This window comes from Streptomyces sp. NPDC096012 (assembly GCF_040426375.1).
Taxonomy (GTDB): Bacteria; Actinomycetota; Actinomycetes; order Streptomycetales; family Streptomycetaceae; genus Streptomyces.
This window is the reverse complement of the sequence record NZ_JBEOTD010000022.1, coordinates 100,638-122,985: the sequence shown is the minus strand read 5'-3', so window position 1 is coordinate 122,985 and position 22,348 is coordinate 100,638. Positions and strand designations below refer to the sequence as shown.

Genomic DNA, 22,348 nt, shown 5'->3' with positions numbered 1-22,348 from the left:
CGGCGGAGCGGATGTGACGGGGTCGGCCACGATCGGCCAACCCCGTCGGCGAGGGGTGTCGGCGAGACGAAGTAGTCTTGAGCCCATGCCTGAACGCCGTACCGTCGCACTCGTCACTCTCGGCTGCGCTCGTAACGAGGTGGATTCCGAGGAGCTCGCAGGCCGTTTGGAGGCGGACGGCTGGCAGCTCGTCGAGGACGCCGCGGACGCCGACGTCGCCGTCGTCAACACCTGCGGCTTCGTCGAAGCCGCCAAGAAGGACTCCGTCGACGCCCTGCTCGAGGCCAACGACCTCAAGGACCATGGAAGAACCCAGGCCGTCGTGGCGGTGGGCTGCATGGCCGAGCGGTACGGCAAGGAACTGGCCGAGGCGCTGCCCGAGGCCGACGGCGTGCTCGGCTTCGACGACTACTCGGACATCTCCGACCGCCTGCAGACCATCCTGTCCGGTGGCATCCACGCCGCCCACACCCCGCGCGACCGCCGCAAGCTGCTGCCGATCAGCCCGGCCGAGCGACAGGATTCGGCCGCCTCCGTCGCGCTGCCCGGCCACGGCCCGGTCGACCTCCCCGAGGGCCTGGCGCCCGCCTCCGGCCCCCGCGCGCCCCTGCGCCGGCGCCTGGGCGACTCCCCGGTCGCCTCGGTCAAGCTCGCCTCCGGCTGCGACCGGCGCTGCTCCTTCTGCGCCATCCCGTCCTTCCGCGGCTCCTTCATCTCCCGCCGCCCCAGCGACGTGCTCAACGAGACCCGCTGGCTCGCCGAGCAGGGCGTGAAGGAGGTCATGCTGGTCTCCGAGAACAACACCTCCTACGGCAAGGACCTGGGCGACATCCGCCTGCTGGAGGCGCTGCTGCCCGAGCTGGCCGAGGTCGACGGCATCGAGCGGGTGCGGGTGAGCTACCTGCAGCCGGCCGAGATGCGCCCCGGCCTCATCGACGTGCTCACCTCGACGCCGAAGGTCGCGCCCTACTTCGACCTCTCCTTCCAGCACTCCGCGCCGAACGTGCTGCGCTCCATGCGCCGCTTCGGCGACACCGACCGCTTCCTCGAGCTCCTCGACACGATCCGCGGCAAGGCTCCCGAGGCGGGCGTGCGCTCCAACTTCATCGTCGGCTTCCCCGGCGAGAGCGAGTCCGACCTGGCCGAGCTGGAGCGCTTCCTGAACGGCGCCCGCCTGGACGCCATCGGTGTCTTCGGCTACTCCGACGAGGAGGGCACGGAGGCGGCGACGTACGACGGCAAGCTGGACGAGGACGTGGTCGCCGAGCGGCTGGCGCACATCTCCCGGCTGGCCGAGGAGCTGGTCTCGCAGCGCGCCGAGGAGCGCGTCGGTGAGACCGTGCACGTCCTGGTGGAGTCCGTGGACGACGAGGAGGGCGTGCGGGGCCGCGCCGCGCACCAGGCGCCGGAGACGGACGGCCAGGTGCTGCTCACGAGCGGCGAGGCCCTCGGCGTCGGACGTATGGTCGAGGCGAAGGTGGTCGGCACGGAAGGTGTCGACCTGGTGGCCGAGCCGGTGACGGGCTCGCCCGGGTGTGGTGAGGAGGCGGGCAGATGACCGGAGTCCCGGCATCCGCCGCGGGCGGCTCACCCGGCGCGCACGGCGCCCGGGGTACCGCCGCCGCTGCCGACGGCGTCGCCTCCGAGGTCTCCGCTTCTGCTTCAGCTCCTGCCGGCCCGCTCCAGACTCCCGCCACCGATCCCGCGGACGGATCCAGGCCCCCGCGCGGCGCGAAGATCGCGGCCGCGGCCGTCAACCAGGCGAGCGTCTGGAACGTAGCCAATCTGCTGACCATGCTCCGGCTCCTGCTGGTGCCCGGATTCGTCGCACTGCTGCTCGCCGACGGCGGCTACGACCCGGCGTGGCGCTCGCTGGCCTGGGCGGCCTTCGCCGTCGCCATGATCACCGACCTGTTCGACGGGCATCTGGCGCGCACCTACAACCTGGTCACGGACTTCGGGAAGATCGCCGACCCCATCGCCGACAAGGCCATCATGGGGGCGGCGCTCATCTGTCTGTCCGCCCTGGGTGATCTGCCGTGGTGGGTGACGGCCGTGATCCTCGGCCGCGAACTCGGCATCACGCTGCTGCGTTTTCTGGTCATCCGCTACGGCGTCATTCCCGCCAGCCGCGGCGGGAAGCTCAAGACCCTCACCCAGGGCGTGGCCGTCGGGATGTACGTCCTGGCACTGACCGGGTGGCTGGCCACCCTGAGGTTCTGGGTGATGGCCGCGGCGGTCGTCCTCACCGTCGTCACCGGCCTCGACTACGTGAGACAGGCCATTGTGCTGCGCAGGCAGGGAATGGCGCAGCGCGCGGCGGCGTTGGAGGAGAAGGAAGCGTGAGTTTCCCTGCCGCCGAACTGGTGCGACTACTGACCGTGAGGGACGAGACCCTTGCCGTCGCCGAGTCCCTCACCGGTGGTCTGGTGGCGGCGGAGATCACGGCCGTGCCCGGGGCGTCGAAGGTGTTCCGCGGCTCGGTGACCGCCTACGCCACCGACCTCAAGCACGAGCTGCTGGGGGTCGACGCCGACCTGCTGGCCCTGCGCGGAGCGGTGGATCCCCAGGTCGCGGCCCAGATGGCAGCGGGAGCACGCAAGGTTCTCGGAGCCGACTGGGGCATCGCCACCACCGGGGTGGCGGGCCCCGACCCGCAGGACGGCAAGCCCGTCGGGACGGTGTTCGTGGCCGTGGACGGGCCGCTCACCGGCCTCCCCGGTTCTGCCGGTGGCGGAAAAGTCGAGGCCCTGCGGTTGAACGGCAGCCGTGCGGAAATTCGTATGGAGAGTGTACGGAGCGTACTCGCAGTGCTCCTGGAGCGGCTTGCGGGCGAACTGACCGGGAATGAGCGGGCACAGGATACGGAACGGAACGGGGGGTTTTGATGTTTGCAGCCCTGAGTGAACACGACATCGCTCCCCGCACGGCCGCGGTGCAAGGCGGTACGGTGGGGCGTGAAGGATGCGGCTACGCGGTCCGAGGAGGGAGCCACCGATGATTCTGCTCCGTCGCCTGCTGGGTGACGTGCTGCGTCGGCAGCGCCAACGCCAGGGCCGTACTCTGCGCGAAGTCTCCTCGTCCGCCCGAGTCTCACTCGGCTATCTCTCCGAGGTGGAGCGGGGGCAGAAGGAGGCATCCTCCGAGCTGCTCTCCGCCATCTGCGACGCGCTGGACGTACGGATGTCGGAACTCATGCGAGAAGTGAGCGACGAGCTGGCGCTCGCCGAACTGGCCCAGTCCGCCGCGGCCACCGAACCCGTGCCCACGCCGGTCCGTCCAAGGCTGGGCAGCGTGTCGGTGGCTGGTGTGCCACCGGAACGGGTGACCATCAAGGCGCCCGCGGAAGCGGTGGACGTCGTCGCCGCGTGAGACACACGTGCGCGGCCTAGAAACCCGATACGAGTGAAGCCCCGGACGGCTTTCCCCCGGAACGACCCGGGAAGCCGGCCGGGGCTTTCGCGTTGCCGGGGCCCGGTGGTGCGGTCATGGTGGAGGGACATGACGGGGCCCGAGCACCGGAGGAAGCGGATGTACGTCGTGAAGAGCCCGTTGGCCGACGCGGACCTGAAGACCGTGTCCGAGGCACTGCAGGGCGCCCTTGTCGACCTGGTGGACCTCTCACTGGTCGCCAAGCAGATCCACTGGAACGTCGTGGGCCCCCGCTTCCGGTCCATCCACCTGCAGCTCGACGAGGTCGTCGGCTCCGCCCGCACCCACTCCGACACCGTCGCCGAGCGGGCCTCGGCACTGGGCGTACCGCCCGACGGACGCACCGCCACGGTGGCCTCCGGCAGCGGCATCAAGACCGCTCCGGCCGGCTGGATCAAGGACACGGACGCGGTCGGGGCGATGGTGGAGGCGCTCGGCGCGGTGATCACCGGGATGCGCGAGCGGGTGAACGCGACCGAAGAGGCGGACCCCGTGACGCAGGACATCCTGATCGGGATCACGGCGGATCTCGAGAAGCATCACTGGATGTTCCAGGCCGAGCACGCCTGACACCGCGACCGCCCCCGGTGAACCGGTCCGTCTCCGGGGCCGCCGCCGTCTGCGTCCGTGTGCCCTCGATGCGCCCTCTCGGAGGCCGAGGGCACCGCATAGCGTTCGGCAGGAGGTGGTGGCGCGCATGGTGGGCCGAATAGTGCGGACGGGACCGGCGACGGCGGTGCGCTGGGGCGCCGCCCTGGGGCTCGGCGCGGCGTGGTGGTGGGCCGTGCTGCGGCTCGCACTGGGGGAGGGGGCGGGGGTGCTGGAAGGGGCCGTCGCGGTCGGCGGCTGGGGGCTGAGCGTGCTTCCGGTGCACTGTGTGCCCAAGGACGGTGGGCCCAAGGACAGGGTGCCCAAGGACGGTGGGCGCAGGGGAGGCGCGACCGGGGTCCTGCCGATCGGGCGCTGGTCCGTCCTGCGGCGCGCCACACACGTCACCAGGGCATCGCGACACCCCCGTTCGGGCGAAGGATCTGCCCCGTCGTGAAGGCCGAGGCGTCCGACGCCAGGTAAAGCACCGTGTGTGCGACGTCCTCCGGCTCACCCACCCGCCCCAGAGGTGTCATCCGCACCATCGCGGCCTCGGTGTGTGCCTGTGCCCGGCGGTCGTGGCGTTCGGTCATGGGGGTACGCACCCAGCCGGGGGCGATCGCGTTCACCCGGATGCCGTGCGGGCCGACCTCGGTCGCCAGCGTCCTGGTCAGCTGCACCACGGCCGCCTTCGCCGCGCCGTAGCAGAGCAGCCCGGCCCCGCCGGTGTCGACGGCGCCGGAGGCCATTGTGACGATGCTGCCCCGGTTCCCCTGGGCGAGCATCAGCCGGGCCGCTTCCTGACAGGCGTACAGCACGCCCTTGAAGTTGACGTCCAGCACCCGGTCGAGGTCCTCGTCCCGGGTCTCCAGCACGGGGCTGCTGTGCATGATCCCGGCGATCGCCGCCAGTACGTCCAGGCGCCCGCAGGACCGGACGGCCTCGCCGAGCCGGGCCCGGTCGGTGACGTCGAGAACGTGCACGTGAGCCGTGCCGCCGCGGTCCTTGACCAGCGATGCCGTGCCGTACAGGCCGTCCGCGTCCCGGTCCGCGCAGTGCACCGTGGCACCCGCCTCGGCGAGCAGAACGGCCGAGGCCCGGCCGATACCGCGGGCGGCTCCCGTGACGAACGCGGTGCGTCCGGTGAGGTCGTACGCCTTTAGGGACATGAGGGGACCGTACGAGCAGTTCTGACGGCCCGTCAATTACCGTGCGGCTTGCGGTTGTTGTGTGGGTGATCGTCTGCCGCGGTCGTCCATCGCCGTGCGGGGCCGTAGACGGTGAGGTGGTCGCCGGGGCGGGGTGGTGGGGCTACCGGTGTGTTCGGGGTGTCCGGTGCCGCGGGGCAACTCGCTGTGCTGGTGGGCCGACTGGTGATACGGGGCAGCTGGCGCCCGCGATCGGCCGGCGTGTTCGGGGCGTCTGGCGCTTGCAGGTCAGCCGCTGCGAGCGGGGCACCGGTGCCGGCGGTCGGCCGGTGTGGTCGGGGCCTCGGGTGCCGGCGGGTCAGCGGGTGCGGCGGGGATAGCGGTCCCGCCACCGCTGGGGTGCTCCCGGGCCGGGGGCGGGACCCGCCTGGCAGGTGGGACACCAGTAGGTGGGCCGGTCCTGGCTGCCGTCGCCCTGGTCCGCGACCCGGACGGAGGTGTGACAGCGCAGGCAGGGGCGGGGCGCCCGGCCGTAGACGAACAGGTCGTACCTGGGCAGTCCCGTGGTCTGCCGCACCGGGCGGTCGCGGTTGACCTCCAGCAGCCTCTGCGCCACTGCGGGCAGCTTCTCGGCGCGGTCCGCCGGGAGCGCACCGACCGGCAGCCAGGGGGTCACGCCGAGCAGGAAGCACAGCTCGCTCTTGTAGATGTTGCCGATTCCCGCCAGATTGCGCTGGTCGAGCAGGGCCTCGCCGAGCGGGCGGGCGGGGTCCGCGAGGAGGTTGGCCAGGGCGCGCCCGGGGTTCCAGTCCGGGCCGAGCAGGTCGGGGCCCAGGTGGCCGACGATCCGCTCCTCCTCGTCCGAGCGCAGCAGCTCCAGGACCTGCAGGCGGTAGCCGACGGCCATGCGGTTGGCGGTGCCGAGAACCGCGCGGATCTGGTGCGCCGGCCCGCCCCGCCAGCGCTCACCGGTGCCGTACACCTTCCACGCCCCCTCCATGCGCAGATGGGTGTGCAGGGTGAGATCGCCCTCGAACCGCGTGAGCAGGTGCTTTCCGCGCGGAATGGTGCTGAGGACCGTGCGGCCGGTGAGGTCGACCGTGGCGTACTTCGGCACCCGGAAGTCGCTGCGGGTCAGCGTCTTTCCCGCGAGGGCCTCGTGCAGCCGTCTCGCGGCCTGCCAGACCGTGTCACCTTCGGGCATGTGTCAAGGGTGCCAAACGGCGGCCCGGCTCGCCGAGCCGGGGCCTGGCCCGGGTCGGGTGGCGGTGGGGCCGGGGTCCGGCTCGGCGAGGTGGGCCCTTGCTCCGGTGGGGCGGGAGTGGTGCCGCGATCCGGGTGGCCGACGCGGGCCCTCCCTCTGGTCGGGTGGCAGTGGCGGGCGGCCCGGCGAGGGGGCCGGTGCAGCGACGGGGCGTCGGCGGCGCACGCTGCCGGTCATGCTCTCAGGCGCAGGCCGCGCGGTGTCGCGACGAACCCCGCCGCCTCCAGCAGGGCGCCTGTGGGCGACGTCAGGGCCTGGGCGCCGTTGATCCGCTCGACCGTGACCGTGCCGAGGGAGCCCGCGCGGACCGCCGTGGCCAGCGCCTCGGCCGCCGCGCGCAGGCGCTGGTCGTCGTCGGCGGCCGTGTCCGGGCTCGCGGGCCAGGCCAGCAGGGTCTTGCCGCCGCGTTCCATGTACAGCGTCAGCTCGCCCGCCACCAGGACGACCAGCGAGCCCGCCTTCCGGCCGGGTTTGTGCCCGGCCCCGGTCGGTGGCTCCGGCCAGGGCAGGGCCGCGCCGTAGGCGTTCGCCGGGTCGGCCGCGGCGAGGACCACCGCACGCGGGTCCGGGGAGGCTGTACGGCCGTTGCCGTAACCCCGGTTCGCGGCCTGGTGGTAGCCGGTGGCTCCGCCTCCGCGGGGGCCGCCGTAGCCGGGGGAGCCGAAGGGGTCGGCGAGATCGCGCGGAGAGACGTACGCACCGGGGGCGGGGGTGGCGGAGTGGTCCGTCGGCGGCCAGGTGAAGTCGTCGTCCAGGCCGGGGTGGGCCAAGCCGTCGCCGTCGGCTCCGTCGAAGGCGGCGTGCGGCGTGCGGCCGTGCGAGGCACCGCCGCTCGCCGTGCCGCTTCGGGAGGTGGGGTGGCCGGCGGAATCCGGCTCGGTCGAGCCGTTCGGCAGGCCCGCGCCCGGGAAGCCGTTCGGCAGGCCCGCGTCGGAGAAGCCGTTGGCCTGAGCAGGGCTGGAGAAGTCGTTCGGCTGAGCCGAGCCGTAGAAGCCGTTCGGCAGGCCTTCGGCGGTGAGGCCGTATCCGGGTCCTGGGGTGGGCAGTCCCTCGCCCCGTTCGCGGGCGTTGGACACGGCGCGCAGGCGGTCCACGGCGCCGTCCATGGCGAACTGGGCGGCCCCCAGTCCCTCCACCACGTATCCGCGCCTAGCCTGGCCGCTGTCCTCGAAGGCGGACAGCACGCGGTACACCGCCGAGAAGCCGCCCTCGACGCCCTCCGCCGCGACCGCTCCGCGGGTGACCACGCCGTGCCGGTCCAGCAGGGTGCGGGCCAGCGCGTGGGCGCGCACGGTGGCGTCCGGTTCGATGGCGGGCAGCAGCGACCAGCGTCCGGCGACCGTCGGCGGCCCGGTACGGGATGCGGTGCGGGCGGCGGCCGAGAGCGAGCCGTAGCGGCCGCGCGGGACGTTGCGCTTGGCGCGGTGGGCCGTCGAACCCGCCGTACGGCCCGAGCCCAGCAGCGAACGCATCGGCGCGAGGGTGTCGTTGGTGAGCCGGCCCGACCAGGCCAGGTCCCAGAGCGCGTCGGCCAGCTGGGGGTCGGTGGCCTCCGGGTGGGTGGTGGCACGGACCTGGTCGGCGATCTGCCGGAAGAACAGGCCGTAGCCGCCGGAGAGGGTGTCGAGGACGGACTGGTGGAGCGCGGTCAGTTCCAGCGGATGCGGTGGCGGCAGCAACAGCGGGGCGGCGTCGGCCATGTAGAGCGAGACCCAGCCGTCCTTACCGGGCAGGGCGCCCGCGCCGGCCCACACCACCTCGCCCGCCGCGGTCAGCTCGTCGAGCATCGACGGCGTGTAGTTCGCCACACGGGAGGGCAGGACCAGCTTCTCGAGCGCGGACGCGGGCACGGATGCGCCCTGCAACTGCTCCACGGCGCGCACCAGTCCGTCGACGCCCCGCAGCCCGTGGCCCTTGCCGATGTGCTGCCACTTCGGCAGGAACTGGGCCAGCGCGGCCGGCGGCACGGGTTCCAGCTCGTGCCGCAGCGCCGCGAGGGAGCGGCGGCGCAGCCGGCGCAGTACGGTCGCGTCGCACCACTCCTGGCCGATGCCGGCGGGGTGGAACTCGCCCTGGACCACCCGGCCGCTGGCCGCGAGCCGGTGCAGAGCGCCCTCGGTGACCGCGACGCCCAGACCGAAGCGGGCCGCGGCGCCGGCCGAGGTGAACGGGCCGTGGGTGCGGGCGTACCGCGCGAGAAGGTCGCCCAGCGGGTCCTTGACCGGCTCGGTGAAGGCCTCGGGGACACCCACCGGCAGCGCCGTGCCGAGCGCGTCGCGCAGCCGGCCCGCGTCCTCGACCGCCGCCCAGTGATCGGCGCCGGCGATGCGGACCTTGATCGCCCGCCGGGCGCCGGCCAGGTCCCGCGCCCACTGCGGGTCCGCGCCCCGCTCGACCAGCTCGGCGTCGGTCAGCGGACCGAGCAGCCGCAGCACGTCGGCGACCGACTCCACGTCCTTGACCCGGCGGTCCTCGGACAGCCACTGCAGCTCGCGCTCCAGCTCGGTCAGCACCTCGGCGTCGAGCAGTTCGCGCAGCTCCGCCTGGCCCAGCAGCTCGGCCAGCAGCCGGGAGTCCAGGGACAGCGCGGCGGCGCGGCGCTCGGCGAGCGGGGAGTCGCCCTCGTACAGGAACTGGGCGACATACCCGAACAGCAGGGAACGGGCGAACGGGGACGGCTCGGGGGTCGTGACCTCGACCAGGCGCACCTTGCGGGACTCGATGTCCCCCATGAGCTCGACGAGACCCGGCACGTCGAAGACGTCCTGGAGGCATTCGCGAACCGCCTCCAGGACGATCGGGAACGAGCCGAACTCGCTCGCCACCTGGAGCAGCTGGGCCGCCCGCTGGCGCTGCTGCCACAGCGGGGTGCGCTTGCCGGGATTGCGGCGAGGCAGCAGCAGCGCGCGGGCCGCGCACTCACGGAACCGGGAGGCGAACAGGGCGGAGCCGCCGACCTGGTCGGTGACGACCTGGTCGACCTCGCCCTTGTCGAAGACGACGTCACCCGCACCCACGGGCGCCTGCTCGCCGTCGAACCCGGAGCCGGTCCCGGCCGGCTCCCCGTCGAGCAGGTCAAGGCCCATCAGGTCGGCGTCCGGCAGCCGCAGCACGATGCCGTCGTCGGCGTGCATGACCTGCGCGTCCATGCCGTACCGCTCGGACAGGCGGGCACCGAGCGCGAGGGCCCAGGGGGCGTGGACCTGGGCGCCGAAGGGCGAGTGGACGACGACCCGCCAGTCGCCCAGCTCGTCCCGGAAGCGCTCCACCACGATCGTGCGGTCGTCCGGGACATGGCCGCAGGCCTCACGCTGCTCGTCCAGATACGCCAGGACGTTGTCCGAAGCCCAGGTGTCCAGGCCCGCGGCGAGCAGGCGCAGCCGGGCGTCCTCCTTGGGCAGCGAGCCGACCTCGCGCAGGAACGCCCCCACCGCACGGCCCAGCTCCAGGGGGCGGCCCAGCTGGTCACCCTTCCAGAACGGCAGCCGGCCCGGCACGCCCGGCGCGGGGGAGACCAGCACCCGGTCGCGGGTGATGTCCTCGATACGCCAGGAACTCGTGCCCAGCGTGAAGACGTCTCCCACCCGGGACTCGTAGACCATCTCCTCGTCCAGCTCACCGACCCGGCCGCCGCCCTTCTTCGGGTCGGAACCGGCGAGGAACACCCCGAACAGGCCGCGGTCGGGGATCGTGCCGCCGGAGGTGACCGCGAGCCGCTGGGCGCCCGGGCGGCCGGTGACCGTACCGGCCACGCGGTCCCACACCACGCGCGGGCGCAGCTCCGCGAACGCGTCGGACGGGTAGCGTCCCGCGAGCATGTCGAGGACCGCCGTGAAGGCCGACTCGGGCAGCGAGGCGAAGGGAGCCGCACGGCGGACCACGGTGAGCAGATCGTCGAACTGCCAGGTGTCCAGCGCGGTCATGGCGACCACTTGCTGCGCCAGCACGTCCAGCGGGTTCGCCGGCACCTTCAGGGACTCGATCGACCCCGTGCGCATCCGCTCGGTGACCACGGCCGCCTGCACGAGGTCGCCCCGGTACTTGGGGAAGACCACGCCGGTGGAGACGGCGCCCACCTGATGCCCCGCGCGGCCGACGCGCTGGAGCCCGGAGGCCACCGACGGCGGCGACTCGACCTGGACCACGAGATCCACGGCACCCATGTCGATGCCCAGCTCCAGGCTGGACGTGGCGACCACGGCGGGCAGCCGGCCCGCCTTCAGGTCCTCCTCCACCAAGGAACGCTGTTCCTTGGAGACCGACCCGTGGTGCGCGCGGGCGATCACCGGCGGCGCACCCTGGGCCGCGCCCGAGCCGCCCATCAGCTCGGCGGGGGAATGGTGCTCGTCCAGGGTCTCGCCGGTCGCGCGCTCGTACGCGATCTCGTTCAGCCGGTTGCACAGGCGCTCCGCCAGGCGCCGGGAGTTGGCGAACACGATCGTGGAGCGATGGGACTGGACCAGATCGGCGATCCGCTCCTCCACGTGCGGCCAGATCGACGGCCGCTCCCCGCCGTCGGCGGCCTCGGACGCCGGGGAGCCGCCCAGCTCGCCCATGTCCTCGACCGGGACGACCACGGAGAGGTCGAACTCCTTGCCGGACTCCGGCTGGACGATCTCCACCTTGCGCTGCGGGGACAGATACCGGGCGATCTCGTCCACCGGGCGCACGGTCGCCGACAGGCCGATCCGGCGGGCCGGCTTCGGCAGCAACTCGTCCAGCCGCTCCAGGGAGAGCGCCAGGTGGGCACCGCGCTTGGTGCCCGCGACCGCGTGCACCTCGTCGAGGATCACCGTCTCCACGCCGGTCAGCGCGTCGCGCGTGGCCGAGGTCAGCATCAGGAACAGCGACTCCGGGGTGGTGATGAGGATGTCCGGCGGCCGGGTGGACAGGGCGCGCCGCTCGGCCGCCGGGGTGTCGCCGGAACGGATGCCGACCCGGATCTCGGGCTCGGGCCGGCCCAGCCGCACGGACTCCTGGCGGATGCCGGTGAGCGGGCTGCGGAGGTTGCGCTCGACGTCGACCGCGAGGGCCTTCAGCGGAGACACGTACAGCACCCGGCAGCGCTTCTTCGGGTCGGCGGGCGGCGGGGTGGAGGCCAGCTGATCCAGTGCGGCCAGGAACGCGGCCAGCGTCTTGCCGGAGCCGGTCGGGGCGACCACCAGCACGTCCGAGCCCTGCCCGATGGCCTGCCACGCGCCCGCCTGGGCCGCGGTGGGCGCGTGGAACGCCCCCGTGAACCAGCTGCGGGTCGCGGGAGAGAAGCCGTCGAGGGCTCGATGTGCTGGGCTGACCATGCATCTATCCTGCACCCACCCACTGACAAACCCTCTGACCTGCGCAGATGCGGTGTGTGGGGTCTGGGTGGACGCTGCGCGCCGGGGTCGGCACCGGTTTCCGCGGGGTCGGCCGGGGCCGGGCCGGAGCGCGGGGGCAGGGAGCGGGGGTGGGCCGGAGCGGGCGCGGGGGCGGGTGGGGCTGAGTCGAGGGCGGGGTGGGGGAGGCGGTGCGGTGGGCGTGTGGCGGGCGGGGCGGGGGAGGTGATGCGGTGGCTGTGCGGCGGGCGGGGCGGGGGAGGTGATGCGGTGACCGTGCGGCGGGCGGGCGCTCGGGCAGCGAACGCGGACGCGGCGGGGCGGACGAGCTGCCTGGTGGGGCGAGGTCGGCGGTCCTCCATGGTGCCGCGCGACGGACAATGGGCGTATGACAGGTGCAGCGGGGCGGCGAGAGGACCGGTCGAGCCGGGACCGGCTCGCGGCCGAACATCGGCCTGTCGACGAGGACCGGCGCACCGGGAGCCGGCCTGCCGGGAATCGGCTCACCGGGAGCCGGCCGGTGGAGCGCGCACGGCACTGGCGGTACGAGGAACTGCCCGGTGTCGATCTGCTGCGGGCCCGGTACGTCAGCAAGACGTTCGTCCGTCACACCCATGAGAGCTTCGTGATCGCGGCCATCGCCGACGGCGTGGAGGTCTTCCACCACCGGGGCTCCGACGTGTCGGCCGGAGCGGGCGCCCTCGCGCTGGTCAACCCGGACACCCCGCACACCGGCCGGGCCGGTGTCCCGGAGGGCTGGCGGTACGGCGCTCTCTACCCGTCACCCGAGGTCGTCGCCGCGATAGCCGCCGAGACCCGCACCGTCCGCGGCACCCCGGGCTTCGTCAGCCCGGTCCTCGACGACCCCTGCACCGTCCGCCTGGTCCACCAGGTGCTGCGCGCCGCCGAAGAGGGCAACGCGCTGGCCGCCGACACCCTGCTGCGGGTCGCCGTGACCCGCCTGCTGCGGCTGAACGGCGGGCCGCTGCCGCAGCGGCGGACGCAGTCGGCCGGAACGCGGATCGCCGCACGCGCGCGTGCGGTGCTCGAAGACCGGATGACCGGGCCGCCGACCCTGGAACGGCTGGCCACCGACCTCGGCACCAGCCCCTTCGCACTGCTGCGGGCGTTCCGCGACACCTACGGCATGCCACCGCACGCCTGGCTGACCGACGCCCGTGTACGCCGCGCACGGCTCCTGCTGGACGCCGGGACGACCCCCGCCGATGCGGCCGTGGCCGTCGGCTTCACCGACCAGCCCCACCTCAACCGGCACTTCGCCCGCATCGTCGGCGTGCCCCCCGGGGCCTACCAGCGTGAGCGCCGGGACGTACAAGACCAGCCCCAGAACGCGTGAGCGCAAGGGACGTACAAGACCAGCGCAAGAACGTACAAGACCAGCGCTGAGACCTGTCCGTACTGTTCGAGGCGTGGCACAGCAGACAGCACTCGCAGACATGACAGACAGAACGGATAAACCCGACGCGGCCGTCGTGCGGGACGCCCTCGCCGTGGGTGTCGCCGTCGGCCTGTCGGGATTCGCCTTCGGTGTGACCTCGGCCGGCAGCGGACTCGGCGTGCTCCAGACCTGCGCGCTCAGCCTCCTGGTGTTCACGGGCGCCTCCCAGTTCGCCCTGGTCGGAGCGCTCGCCGCCGGAGGGAACCCGTTCACCGCCGCGGCCGGGGCCTTCTTCCTGGGGGCGCGCAACGCCTTCTACGGGCTGCGACTGTCCCAGGTGCTCGCTCTTCCGCGCGCGGTGCGGCCCTTCGCCGCCCAGTGGGTGATCGACGAGACCACCGCGGTCACCCTGGCGCAGCCGAACCGGCGCGCCGCCCGGATCGGCTTCACCGTCACCGGGCTCAGCCTCTACGTGCTGTGGAACCTCACCACGCTGCTCGGCGCCCTGGGGGCCAAGGCCATCGGTGACACGCGCGCGTGGGGCCTGGACGCCGCCGGGCCCGCCGTCTTCCTCGCCCTGCTCGCGCCGATGCTGAAAACGGCCACCGAGCGCGCCGTCGCCGGTCTCGCGGTCCTGCTGGGCCTCGTCCTGCTGCCCGTCCTGCCCGCCGGGGTGCCCGTCCTGGTGGCGGCGCTGGCCGCACCCGCCGCTTTGCTCACCGAGGGCCGCCGCAGCGCCCGTACCCGACGGGCAGTGAAGGACGGGCCCGAGACACCGGGCGGACCGGACAACCTCGACGGGCCGGATGGACCAAGTGGACCAGGCGGACCGACTGGACCGGATCAAGAGGTACTGGACGGGCCGAAGGGGAACCGGTGAACATCTGGATCGCGATCGGCGTGACCGCCGTCGGCTGCTACGCCGTGAAGCTCGCCGGGCTGCTCGTGCCCGCGGGTGCGATGCAACGGCCGTTCGTCCGGCGGCTGGCCGCCCTGTTGCCGGTCGCCCTCCTCGCCGCGCTCACGGCCCAGCAGACGTTCGCCGACGGGCGCGCGCTCGTGCTGGACGCGCGGGCCGCCGGGCTGGGCGCGGCCGCCCTGGCGTTGCTGCTGCGCGCGCCGTTTCTGCTGGTCGTCGCGGCGGCCGTGGCGGTGACGGCGGGAGTGCGGGCCCTGGGCGGGTGAGGAGGAGCCGACGGAACCGGCTCAGTCCACGACGCGGCCGTAGGCTCTCAGGGTGCGTAACGCCTCGATCGTGACGAGGGGGCGGGCCTCCAGCGCGGGGGCGGGGGCCCACTGAAGCCAGCGGACGGGCCAGCCCCCGTCCTCCTCCTGCTCGGCGGCGAGGTGGTCGAGCGAGCGGTCCATCTCCTCGTCCGTGAACCACGCCCGCGCGAGCGATTCCGGTCTCTTGGCGAAGTCGTGCGGGAAGTGGTGCTCCCCCGGGGCATAGCCCGGGGCGACCGGGAAGGCGCCGAGATCGCCCGGGTCCAGTACGGCGAGTCGCTGTTCCCGCACCAGGCGGCCGAGCCGGTCGGCGGCTGCCTGCGCGCGTGGCCGGTCCGGAACGGAGTCCAGGAAGGCCACGGCGGCCTGCACCTCGTAGGGGTGCGACTTCTCCAGGGCCTCCACGGCCTGCCAGCAGAAGTCGGTGGCCCGGAACAGCCAGGCGTGCCACACCTCGTTGCGGTGCAGCAGCCCGACGACCGGGCCGGTGGCCAGCAGCTCGCTGGGCGGATCGTCGACGACCGGGACGAACGGCGCCGTCGGATACGCGCGCCGACCGGGACGGAACGCCGGCAGTGCGCCGTCCGAGGTGGACGCGGTGGTCAGGTACCGGCACACGCGCTCCACCCGCTGCCCGCCGCAGCGCCCGATGGCGTCCAGTACGCGTAACGCCCGGGCGGTGTGCAGGGGCTGGCTCAGAGGTCCGCGCAGATCGGGTTCCAGCGCGAGCCCGTAGCCGCCGTCCTCGTTGCGGTAGGCGTCCAGGGCCGCCTCTACCGCGTCCGGGGCACCGTGCAGGAAGTGGTACGCGAAGAGGCGCTGCTCGAGCACGCGCGCGGTGAGCCACACGAACCGCTCGGCGCGGAGGATCGGGGAACACGCCGGGGGCGCGGGGGGCAGCGGGAAATCTCCTGATTCGGCCATGCGTCAGACCGTAGGGCGGAAAGCGGTCTCGGCAAGCGGCCCCGGGCGGGTCCCACCCTCAGGGGCGGGATACTGGAGTCATGCGGTTGACGGTCTTCTGGCAGCGAATGACGGAACACTTCGGTCCGGGTTACGCCGAGACCTTCGCGCGTGATCACGTGATGTCGGAGCTGGGTGGACACACCGTGAACGAGGCGCTGGACGCGGGCTGGGCGGCCAAGGACGTCTGGCGTGTGGTCTGCACGGTCATGAACGTGCCCAGTGAGAGGCGCTGACCCGACCGCGCCGACGCATTGATCGAAATGTGCCGATCAACCCGTGAAGATGTCGACGGTACGGCACTGATCGGTCACGAAGACCGCAGGTGGGCGCCGGTTGTCCGCGGAGTCGGCGACACTTGCCCCGTGGCACCCACTGACGAGGACGACCAGCACCCCACCCGGCACCCGGCAGCGACCGGCACGACGACGCCCGACCGGCCCCCGGCCTCCGGCGGCGTCGCTCCGGCCACCCGTATGCCCCGCTGGCTGCCGCGCGCCATGGTGCTGGCGCTCGCGTTGATCGCCGCGTTCCAGCTCGGCAGCTGGGCCTTCCACCAGCTGACCAACCTGTTGATCAATATATTGATCGCGTTCTTCCTGGCCCTCGCGATAGAGCCCGCCGTGAGCCGGATGGCCGCTCGCGGCATGCGCCGAGGACTCGCCACCTTCCTGGTCTTTCTCGGGCTGACGGTCGTCGTCGCCGGGTTCGTCACCTTGCTCGGCTCCATGCTCGCCGGCCAGATCATCAAGATGGTCGAGGGCTTCCCGGGGTATCTCGACTCGCTGATCAACTGGATCAATGAGAGTTTCCACACCCAGCTGAGGCGGGTGGACGTCCAGGAGGGCCTGCTCCATTCCGACTGGCTGCGCAAGTACGCGCAGAACAGCGCGGCCGGCGTCCTCGACGTCTCCGCGCAGGTGCTCGGTGGTCTCTTCCGGTTGCTGACCATCGGCCTGTTCTCGTTCTACTTCGCCGCCGACGGTCCCCGGCTGCGCCGGGCCCTGTGCTCGGTGCTGCCGCCCGCGCGCCAGGCCGAGGTGCTGCGCGCCTGGGAGATCGCCGTGGACAAGACGGGCGGCTACCTCTACTCGCGCGGTCTGATGGCGCTCATCTCCGGAATCGCGCACTACATCCTGCTGGAGGTCCTCGGCGTGCCGTACGCGCCCGTGCTCGGCGTCTGGGTGGGGCTGGTCTCGCAGTTCATCCCCACCATCGGGACGTACCTCGCGGGGGCGCTGCCGATGCTGATCGCGTTCACCGTCGCCCCCTGGTACGCGGTCTGGGTGCTGGCCTTCGTCGTGGTCTACCAGCAGTTCGAGAACTACGTGCTGCAGCCGAAGCTGACCGCCAAGACGGTCGACATCCACCCGGCCGTCGCTTTCGGCTCGGTCATCGCGGGCACCGCGCTGCTGGGTGCCGTGGGCGCGCTGATCGCCATCCCCGCCGTCGCCACCCTGCAGGCTTTCCTGGGGGCGTACGTGAAGCGGTACGCCGTCACGGACGACCCCCGGGTGCATGGACACCGCGCCAGGAGGGCGAACGGCCTCGGTCTGCTCGCCCGAGCACGACGGCCTCGCACCGCGCAGTCGGACCCGGAGGCGCCATAGTGGCGAGGAGCCCTGCGGTGCGTCTGGGCAAGGGGGGCGCCCGCGGTGCGTACGCCTCGTCGAGATGCGGCGCCCGCGGCACCGGGCAGCGGGGTCCGGTGCCGCTCGGGGCTCACGGGGAGACCGTGGCGGCGGGTGGGGTCCAGCGCTTGGCCGGCGGCACCGAGTCGGTGACGCCGTAGTCCTTCTTGAGCTGCTCCGGGATGGCGTAGTGCATCACGCGTCCCCGGGTGAGCGACGACAGTTCGAAGACGGTCGTGAGGTGACCGAGGCGGTCCAGGGCCCAGGCGCCGAGCGGGGAGCGGTCCTCGATGGTCTCCAGCACGCCGAGCAGATGGGGGACCGCCTTGACGAGGGTGTCCCATCGGGTGCGGGGAACCTGCAGCCAGTCCGCGCAGGTGTCGCCGATGAGGTGGCGGATGAGTGCGGAGACGACCGGGTCGAAGAAGGTGCCGGGTACGACGTCCTCGTAGAGGTCGATGAGCTGTCGGGTCAGGTGCGCGCCCTCCCGGGAGGGGCCCATGTGGCGGATCATGTACCGGTCCATGAAGGCGCGCGCCTCGTCGAGGGACTTGGGCACGGCCTCCTGGTCCACGCCGAGCATCGCTCCCACCACGCGCCAGGCGTAGTAATAGGCCTCCGCTCCCTCCGTGGACATGTGGATGCCCAGCCGGTGCAGGCTGTCGAGGACCGTCAGGGAGAAGAACATCTGCCCGCCGATCATGTCCTCCTGGCAGATCGGCACTCCGAGCGTCCGTGTGTCCCAGAGGTCGTCGCGCTGGAGGTGATGCCGGATCGAGGCGTGCAGCAGACGGACCTTCTGGGCGGCGGGGATGAACCGGCTGCCGGCCTCGAAGGCGTCGGGCTGCATCAGGTAGACGGTGAACTGGCCGGTCTCCGCCATCCGCTTGGCGGGGTACTTCAGCGAATGGGTGGCCGAGAGCAGTTTCGCCACGTGCGGTACGACGTAGCAGGCGGGCATCGAGGCGAAGGACAACGCCGTGGAGATGTGCACGTTGTTGTCGATGAAGAACAGCCGCGCCCTCTCCATCTCCGCCCAGTCGACCCAGGCCGGCGGCGCGCTCGTGGCCTCGAGGTAGTCACGCGCCACACCGGGCAGGCCGTCCGGCAGGGGGGCGCCCGCGGTGGAGACGTGGCGCATGAGGGTGTTGAACACGCCGACCTCTCCGCGGGCGAACAGAGCGGCGACGGTGGCGTCGGCGAGTTCGTCGCCGGCCTGCCGGAGAGGGTCCGACGACCCCTGGCTGAAGGTCATGACAGGGCTCCTTTTCTCTGGGGCGGCACTGGGAGCGGGACTTGGTCCAGGGAGGACGAGACGGGACCGTTCCCGGTGCTGATCAGTACGGGTGGACCATTGATGGCGGACCATTGATCCAGTACAGGGATGGTTGATCGGTACGGGCGGACTATTGATCGGTGACGGGTGGACCGTCGATGACTGACGGGGCAACCCGCCGATCAGTAAGGGCGGACCGTCGCCGCATGGGCCAGCTCGGTCAGGGCGCCGGCGGCGGATGCGGGCATGTCCAGCTCGTGAAGGGCGTCGAGTGCCTCCTCCACGCGCGCGTGGATCATGTTCTCGACCCGGTCGGGCGCTCCGAGCCCGCTCATCACCTCGCGGATCGTCTCCAGGCCCTCCCGGTCCGGCTCCGGCCGGCCCAGCAGACCTCGCAGCCGCTCCCGCTCGTCCGCGCCGGCGATGCGCCAGGCCTCCGCCCACAGAGTGGTGGGGCGGCGGCCCCGTACGTCGTCGCCGTCGGCCTTTCCGGTGCGCTCCGGGTCGCCGAACAGACCCAGCAGGTCGTCCCGCAGCTGGAAGGCCTCGCCCAGCGGCAATCCGTACGCGGAGTACCCCGCCCTGAGTCTCTCGCCGGCCCCGGCCAGCGTGCCGCCGATCAGCAGGGGCTGCTCGACCGTGTACTTGGCCGTCTTGTACCGGATCACCTTCAGCGACGCCGCGGTGTCCGGCGCGGCCCCGGTGCGCAGGATCTCCAGGCACTCGCCCGCGATCAGTTCCCGGGCGAGCAGCGACCACAGCGGGCGGGCCCGGGCGAGGTACGCGGCGGGCAGACCGCTGTCGGTGAACAGCTGACCGGCCAGCGCCATCAGCAGGTTCCCGACGAGCATCGCCAGCGACCTGGCCGCGGCGACCGGATGCGGATGCCCGGACACGGCACCGCGCAGGGCCAGATGGGCCGTGGGGCGGCCGTGCCGCAGGGGGCTGTCGTCGATCAGGTCGTCGTGCACGACCGCGGCGGCGTGCACCAGCTCCATGGAGGACGCGGCCCGCACCAGGGCGTCGCTGTCCGGCTGGCCGGCCGCGCGCCAGCCCCAGTAGCAGAAGGCGGCGCGCAGCCGCTTGCCGTCCGCGACCGCCGACTCCAGCTGATCGGCCACCGGCCCCAGGACGGGGTCGACGGCGGCCAGCAGATCCGCCTCCTGGGCGACGAAGCGGTGCAGCACCGCGTCGACGCGGCCCTTGAAGGCGGCCGTGTCCCACCGGTCAGCTCGCATCGGTGCCCCGGTGGGCCAGCGCGTGCCGGGCGAGGATCTCCAGATGGGCCGGGGGCACGGCCGCGCAGCGGTCCAGTGCCAGACGGCCGCGCGCCAGCAGCTCGTGCTCGGCCTGGGCGGCCAGTTCCGCGGTGTCGGAACGGCGCAGCAGCCCCCGTACGGTGGACAGAGCCGAGCCCAGCGTGCTCACGGCCAGGTCGGCCACCCCCGCCACCAGCAGCACGGCCTGTTCGTCCAGGCCCCCGCCGCGTCGCGCTTCCTGTGTCATGACCTCTCCTCGGCGGCAGCCTCAGGGGCGCCCTCGGTGGCACACGAAGACGGCAACGCTCACGCGGCCGCCCTACGAGCATCGCGCCCGGCCGGTGAGAGAGGGACGGAACCCGTCATCGGGAGAACCATCGGGTGATCACTTCGCTCGGCCGTGCGGATCGCCGATCGCTTGACGCCGACGGCATGCTCCGCTGGATGCCGACGGCATCGCGACGCCGCACGCGACGGCAGCCGGGTGGTGGTGGCGGACGGCTGCCGGGTCGTGGTGCGCGGTCCGCGACGCCGGTGTGCCGGGCGAGGGTGGCTCGTGGGGACGGCGTGGTGCGCTTGACACCAAAATCGAACATCCATTCTCATGGAGGCTCAGGCAAGGCTCTCGGTAGGGGGTTTCGGCCCGGTTTGCCAGGAAACGTTCCTCAGTTATCCACAGGCTGGGCCTGCGTCGGGGCGCATTGTCAGTGGCAGGCGTTAGCGTCTTTGACGTGAAGCGATCGACTCAAGCAAACCGGGTGGAACCCATGGCAGGAACCGACCGCGAGAAGGCGCTCGACGCCGCGCTCGCACAGATTGAACGGCAATTCGGCAAGGGTGCCGTCATGCGCCTCGGCGAGCGGCCGAACGAGCCCATCGAGGTCATCCCCACCGGGTCGACCGCCCTTGACGTCGCCCTCGGTGTCGGCGGTCTGCCGCGCGGCCGCGTCGTGGAGGTGTACGGCCCGGAGTCCTCCGGCAAGACGACCCTGACCCTGCACGCGGTGGCGAACGCGCAGAAGGCCGGCGGCCAGGTCGCCTTCGTCGACGCGGAGCACGCCCTGGACCCCGAGTACGCGAAGAAGCTCGGCGTCGACATCGACAACCTGATCCTCTCGCAGCCGGACAACGGCGAGCAGGCCCTGGAGATCGTGGACATGCTGGTCCGCTCCGGTGCCCTCGACCTCATCGTCATCGACTCCGTCGCCGCGCTCGTGCCGCGTGCGGAGATCGAGGGCGAGATGGGCGACAGCCACGTCGGTCTGCAGGCCCGGCTCATGAGCCAGGCGCTGCGGAAGATCACCAGCGCGCTCAACCAGTCCAAGACCACCGCCATCTTCATCAACCAGCTCCGCGAGAAGATCGGCGTGATGTTCGGCTCCCCGGAGACCACGACCGGTGGCCGGGCCCTGAAGTTCTACGCCTCGGTGCGCATCGACATCCGCCGTATCGAGACCCTGAAGGACGGCACGGAGGCGGTCGGTAACCGCACCCGCTGCAAGGTCGTCAAGAACAAGGTCGCGCCGCCCTTCAAGCAGGCCGAGTTCGACATCCTCTACGGCCAGGGCATCAGCCGCGAGGGCGGTCTGATCGACATGGGCGTGGAGCACGGCTTCGTCCGCAAGGCCGGCGCCTGGTACACGTACGAGGGCGACCAGCTCGGCCAGGGCAAGGAGAACGCCCGCAACTTCCTCAAGGACAACCCCGACCTGGCCAACGAGATCGAGAAGAAGATCAAGGAGAAGCTGGGCGTGGGAGTCCGGCCGGAGGAGCCCGCCGCCGAGCCGGCCGCGGACGCGGCCGCCACGACGGCCGATGACGCCAAGACGGTGCCCGCTCCTGCCACCGCCGCCAAGGCCACCAAGCCCAAGGCCGCAGCTGCCAAGAGCTGATCCGTGACACGACGAACCGACTGGGCCGCATACGAGTACGCCACCCCCGGTGCCCCACGGGGGAGGGGCACCGGGGACCACCCGGACTCCGCCTCGGACGGGAACGAAGGACACCGGGACGTGGGGCACCGCCACGACGGACACCGGGACGACGGGTACGGCGCCTACGACGGTGACGGCGGCGCGTCCCCGCACGGCGCGGGAGCCGACCCGTACGGTGACGGCTCGCCCGGCCACGGCTCCGAAGGCACCGGCGGACCCCGCAGTGGCCGGGGGCGAGGCCGATGGCGGCGCGGCTTCGGGGACGCGCCCGGTGAGGACGAAGGCACCCCCACCTCGTCGAGGGCCGAGCGGGGGGAGTCTTCAGGGGACCCGGCTGAGCGGGCACGGGCGATCTGCCTGCGCCTGCTCACCGGGACCCCGCGCACCCGCAAACAGCTCGCGGACGCCTTGCGCAAGCGGGAGATCCCGGAAGAGGTGGCCGAGGAGGTGCTGTCGCGGTTCGAGGAGGTCGGGCTGATCGACGACGGTGCGTTCGCGGACGCGTGGGTGGAGTCCCGGCACCATGGCCGTGGGCTGGCCCGGCGCGCACTCGCCCGGGAACTGCGCACCAAGGGTGTCGACTCCGCGCTGATCGACGAGGCCGTCGGCCAGCTCGACTCCGAGCAGGAGGAGACGACCGCCCGCGAACTGGTCGCCCGCAAACTCCGCGCCACCCGCGGTCTCGACCGCGACAAGCGGCTGCGCCGCCTCGCCGGCATGCTCGCCCGCAAGGGCTACCCCGAGGGCATGGCTCTCCGCGTCGTCCGCCAGGCCCTGGAGGAAGAGGGCGAGGACACGGAGTTCCTGGAGGACGTGGACCTCTGACGGCGCCGGGTGCCCGCCGGATCCGGTCCGGCCGGCGCCCCACCGTGCGTTGATCGCGGATGCCCGCTCCGGCCTCGGTCGCACACC

General features: G+C 72.5%; 19 protein-coding genes. 12 read left to right on the top strand and 7 right to left on the bottom strand.

Features of this window, described 5'->3' with window-relative positions:
• The first annotated feature begins 85 nt into the window (after nucleotides 1-85).
• The 5 genes from rimO to ABVB68_RS21735 all read left to right on the top strand — a co-directional run bounded on the left by rimO (nucleotide 86) and on the right by ABVB68_RS21735 (nucleotide 4,002).
• Nucleotides 86-1,558, top strand: coding sequence for a 30S ribosomal protein S12 methylthiotransferase RimO (gene rimO / locus ABVB68_RS21755; protein WP_353602764.1), 1,473 nt, complete (start codon nucleotides 86-88; stop codon nucleotides 1,556-1,558).
• A complete protein-coding gene (gene pgsA, locus ABVB68_RS21750; protein ID WP_353602763.1) occupies nucleotides 1,555-2,346 on the top strand; it encodes a CDP-diacylglycerol--glycerol-3-phosphate 3-phosphatidyltransferase in 792 nt (263 codons plus the stop codon). The genes rimO and pgsA overlap by 4 nt, the downstream gene beginning before the upstream one ends.
• Nucleotides 2,343-2,888: a CinA family protein gene (locus ABVB68_RS21745; RefSeq protein WP_353602762.1), complete on the top strand. Its 546-nt coding sequence runs from the start codon at nucleotides 2,343-2,345 to the stop codon at nucleotides 2,886-2,888. The genes pgsA and ABVB68_RS21745 overlap by 4 nt, the downstream gene beginning before the upstream one ends.
• Nucleotides 2,889-2,997: 109 nt before the next feature.
• Nucleotides 2,998-3,372: a helix-turn-helix domain-containing protein gene (locus ABVB68_RS21740; RefSeq protein WP_353602761.1), complete on the top strand. Its 375-nt coding sequence runs from the start codon at nucleotides 2,998-3,000 to the stop codon at nucleotides 3,370-3,372.
• A 159-nt stretch (nucleotides 3,373-3,531) separates the two neighbouring features.
• Nucleotides 3,532-4,002, top strand: coding sequence for a Dps family protein (locus ABVB68_RS21735; protein WP_353602774.1), 471 nt, complete (start codon nucleotides 3,532-3,534; stop codon nucleotides 4,000-4,002).
• Between the two features lie 422 nt (nucleotides 4,003-4,424).
• Here the strand turns inward: ABVB68_RS21735 and ABVB68_RS21725 are convergent, their stop codons facing one another.
• The 3 genes from ABVB68_RS21725 to ABVB68_RS21715 form a co-directional block, all read right to left on the bottom strand.
• Nucleotides 4,425-5,189, bottom strand: a complete 765-nt coding sequence (locus ABVB68_RS21725) for an SDR family NAD(P)-dependent oxidoreductase (RefSeq protein WP_353602759.1) — start codon at nucleotides 5,187-5,189, stop codon at nucleotides 4,425-4,427.
• A gap of 337 nt (nucleotides 5,190-5,526) precedes the next feature.
• Nucleotides 5,527-6,372: an Fpg/Nei family DNA glycosylase gene (locus ABVB68_RS21720; RefSeq protein ID WP_353602758.1), complete on the bottom strand. Its 846-nt coding sequence runs from the start codon at nucleotides 6,370-6,372 to the stop codon at nucleotides 5,527-5,529.
• A gap of 233 nt (nucleotides 6,373-6,605) precedes the next feature.
• Complete coding sequence (locus tag ABVB68_RS21715) at nucleotides 6,606-11,729, bottom strand: ATP-dependent helicase (protein WP_353602757.1); 5,124 nt, start codon at nucleotides 11,727-11,729, stop codon at nucleotides 6,606-6,608.
• A gap of 538 nt (nucleotides 11,730-12,267) precedes the next feature.
• On the opposite strand from ABVB68_RS21715, the gene ABVB68_RS21710 reads away from it, so the two are divergent.
• The 3 genes from ABVB68_RS21710 (at nucleotide 12,268) to ABVB68_RS21700 (ending at nucleotide 14,331) form a co-directional block, all read left to right on the top strand.
• Complete coding sequence (locus ABVB68_RS21710; protein ID WP_353602756.1) at nucleotides 12,268-13,104, top strand: AraC family transcriptional regulator; 837 nt, start codon at nucleotides 12,268-12,270, stop codon at nucleotides 13,102-13,104.
• Nucleotides 13,105-13,204: 100 nt separating this feature from the next.
• On the top strand, nucleotides 13,205-14,026 hold the full coding sequence (locus ABVB68_RS21705; RefSeq protein WP_353602755.1) for an AzlC family ABC transporter permease: 822 nt from the start codon (nucleotides 13,205-13,207) through the stop codon (nucleotides 14,024-14,026).
• Nucleotides 14,023-14,331: an AzlD domain-containing protein gene (locus ABVB68_RS21700; RefSeq protein WP_353602754.1), complete on the top strand. Its 309-nt coding sequence runs from the start codon at nucleotides 14,023-14,025 to the stop codon at nucleotides 14,329-14,331. The genes ABVB68_RS21705 and ABVB68_RS21700 overlap by 4 nt, the downstream gene beginning before the upstream one ends.
• A gap of 21 nt (nucleotides 14,332-14,352) precedes the next feature.
• Here the strand turns inward: ABVB68_RS21700 and ABVB68_RS21695 are convergent, their stop codons facing one another.
• A complete protein-coding gene (locus ABVB68_RS21695) occupies nucleotides 14,353-15,297 on the bottom strand; it encodes a hypothetical protein (RefSeq protein ID WP_353602753.1) in 945 nt (314 codons plus the stop codon).
• Nucleotides 15,298-15,377: 80 nt separating this feature from the next.
• Here ABVB68_RS21695 and ABVB68_RS21690 point away from each other — a divergent pair, with 80 nt between their 5' ends.
• Both ABVB68_RS21690 and ABVB68_RS21685 read left to right on the top strand, forming a co-directional pair.
• Complete coding sequence (locus tag ABVB68_RS21690; RefSeq protein WP_353602752.1) at nucleotides 15,378-15,572, top strand: DUF3046 domain-containing protein; 195 nt, start codon at nucleotides 15,378-15,380, stop codon at nucleotides 15,570-15,572.
• 129 nt (nucleotides 15,573-15,701) lie between these two features.
• Nucleotides 15,702-16,946 (top strand): AI-2E family transporter, encoded by a 1,245-nt coding sequence (locus ABVB68_RS21685; protein WP_353602751.1) that lies wholly within the window; start codon nucleotides 15,702-15,704, stop codon nucleotides 16,944-16,946.
• A 112-nt stretch (nucleotides 16,947-17,058) separates the two neighbouring features.
• Here the strand turns inward: ABVB68_RS21685 and ABVB68_RS21680 are convergent, their stop codons facing one another.
• From ABVB68_RS21680 to ABVB68_RS21670, 3 genes are all read right to left on the bottom strand, one after another.
• The gene (locus ABVB68_RS21680; RefSeq protein ID WP_353602750.1) at nucleotides 17,059-18,222 is read right to left on the bottom strand and encodes an oxygenase MpaB family protein; all 1,164 of its coding nucleotides are present in this window, start codon (nucleotides 18,220-18,222) and stop codon (nucleotides 17,059-17,061) included.
• 203 nt (nucleotides 18,223-18,425) lie between these two features.
• The gene (locus ABVB68_RS21675; protein ID WP_353602749.1) at nucleotides 18,426-19,481 is read right to left on the bottom strand and encodes a polyprenyl synthetase family protein; all 1,056 of its coding nucleotides are present in this window, start codon (nucleotides 19,479-19,481) and stop codon (nucleotides 18,426-18,428) included.
• Nucleotides 19,471-19,749 (bottom strand): polyprenyl synthetase, encoded by a 279-nt coding sequence (locus ABVB68_RS21670; RefSeq protein ID WP_353602748.1) that lies wholly within the window; start codon nucleotides 19,747-19,749, stop codon nucleotides 19,471-19,473. Before ABVB68_RS21670 ends, ABVB68_RS21675 begins: the two co-directional genes overlap by 11 nt.
• A gap of 520 nt (nucleotides 19,750-20,269) precedes the next feature.
• On the opposite strand from ABVB68_RS21670, the gene recA reads away from it, so the two are divergent.
• Together recA and recX are read left to right on the top strand one after the other, a co-directional pair.
• The gene (gene recA / locus ABVB68_RS21665; RefSeq protein WP_353602747.1) at nucleotides 20,270-21,394 is read left to right on the top strand and encodes a recombinase RecA; all 1,125 of its coding nucleotides are present in this window, start codon (nucleotides 20,270-20,272) and stop codon (nucleotides 21,392-21,394) included.
• A 3-nt stretch (nucleotides 21,395-21,397) separates the two neighbouring features.
• Nucleotides 21,398-22,261 carry a recombination regulator RecX gene (gene recX, locus ABVB68_RS21660; RefSeq protein WP_353602746.1) on the top strand — a complete coding sequence of 288 codons (864 nt, stop codon included), beginning with the start codon at nucleotides 21,398-21,400 and terminating at the stop codon, nucleotides 22,259-22,261.
• The last annotated feature ends 87 nt before the right edge of the window (nucleotides 22,262-22,348 follow it).

Bases quoted from the DNA above. Each gene is read 5' to 3' on its own strand.
- rimO (WP_353602764.1), top strand. From the start codon at position 86: ATGCCTGAACGCCGTACCGTCGCACTCGTCACTCTCGGCTGCGCTCGT.
- pgsA (WP_353602763.1), top strand. From the start codon at position 1,555: ATGACCGGAGTCCCGGCATCCGCCGCGGGCGGCTCACCCGGCGCGCAC.
- ABVB68_RS21740 (WP_353602761.1), top strand. From the start codon at position 2,998: ATGATTCTGCTCCGTCGCCTGCTGGGTGACGTGCTGCGTCGGCAGCGC.
- ABVB68_RS21735 (WP_353602774.1), top strand. From the start codon at position 3,532: ATGTACGTCGTGAAGAGCCCGTTGGCCGACGCGGACCTGAAGACCGTG.
- ABVB68_RS21725 (WP_353602759.1), bottom strand. From the start codon at position 5,189: ATGTCCCTAAAGGCGTACGACCTCACCGGACGCACCGCGTTCGTCACG.
- ABVB68_RS21720 (WP_353602758.1), bottom strand. From the start codon at position 6,372: ATGCCCGAAGGTGACACGGTCTGGCAGGCCGCGAGACGGCTGCACGAG.
- ABVB68_RS21715 (WP_353602757.1), bottom strand. From the start codon at position 11,729: ATGGTCAGCCCAGCACATCGAGCCCTCGACGGCTTCTCTCCCGCGACC.
- ABVB68_RS21705 (WP_353602755.1), top strand. From the start codon at position 13,205: ATGACAGACAGAACGGATAAACCCGACGCGGCCGTCGTGCGGGACGCC.
- ABVB68_RS21695 (WP_353602753.1), bottom strand. From the start codon at position 15,297: ATGGCCGAATCAGGAGATTTCCCGCTGCCCCCCGCGCCCCCGGCGTGT.
- ABVB68_RS21690 (WP_353602752.1), top strand. From the start codon at position 15,378: ATGCGGTTGACGGTCTTCTGGCAGCGAATGACGGAACACTTCGGTCCG.
- ABVB68_RS21680 (WP_353602750.1), bottom strand. From the start codon at position 18,222: ATGACCTTCAGCCAGGGGTCGTCGGACCCTCTCCGGCAGGCCGGCGAC.
- ABVB68_RS21675 (WP_353602749.1), bottom strand. From the start codon at position 19,481: ATGCGAGCTGACCGGTGGGACACGGCCGCCTTCAAGGGCCGCGTCGAC.
- ABVB68_RS21670 (WP_353602748.1), bottom strand. From the start codon at position 19,749: ATGACACAGGAAGCGCGACGCGGCGGGGGCCTGGACGAACAGGCCGTG.
- recA (WP_353602747.1), top strand. From the start codon at position 20,270: ATGGCAGGAACCGACCGCGAGAAGGCGCTCGACGCCGCGCTCGCACAG.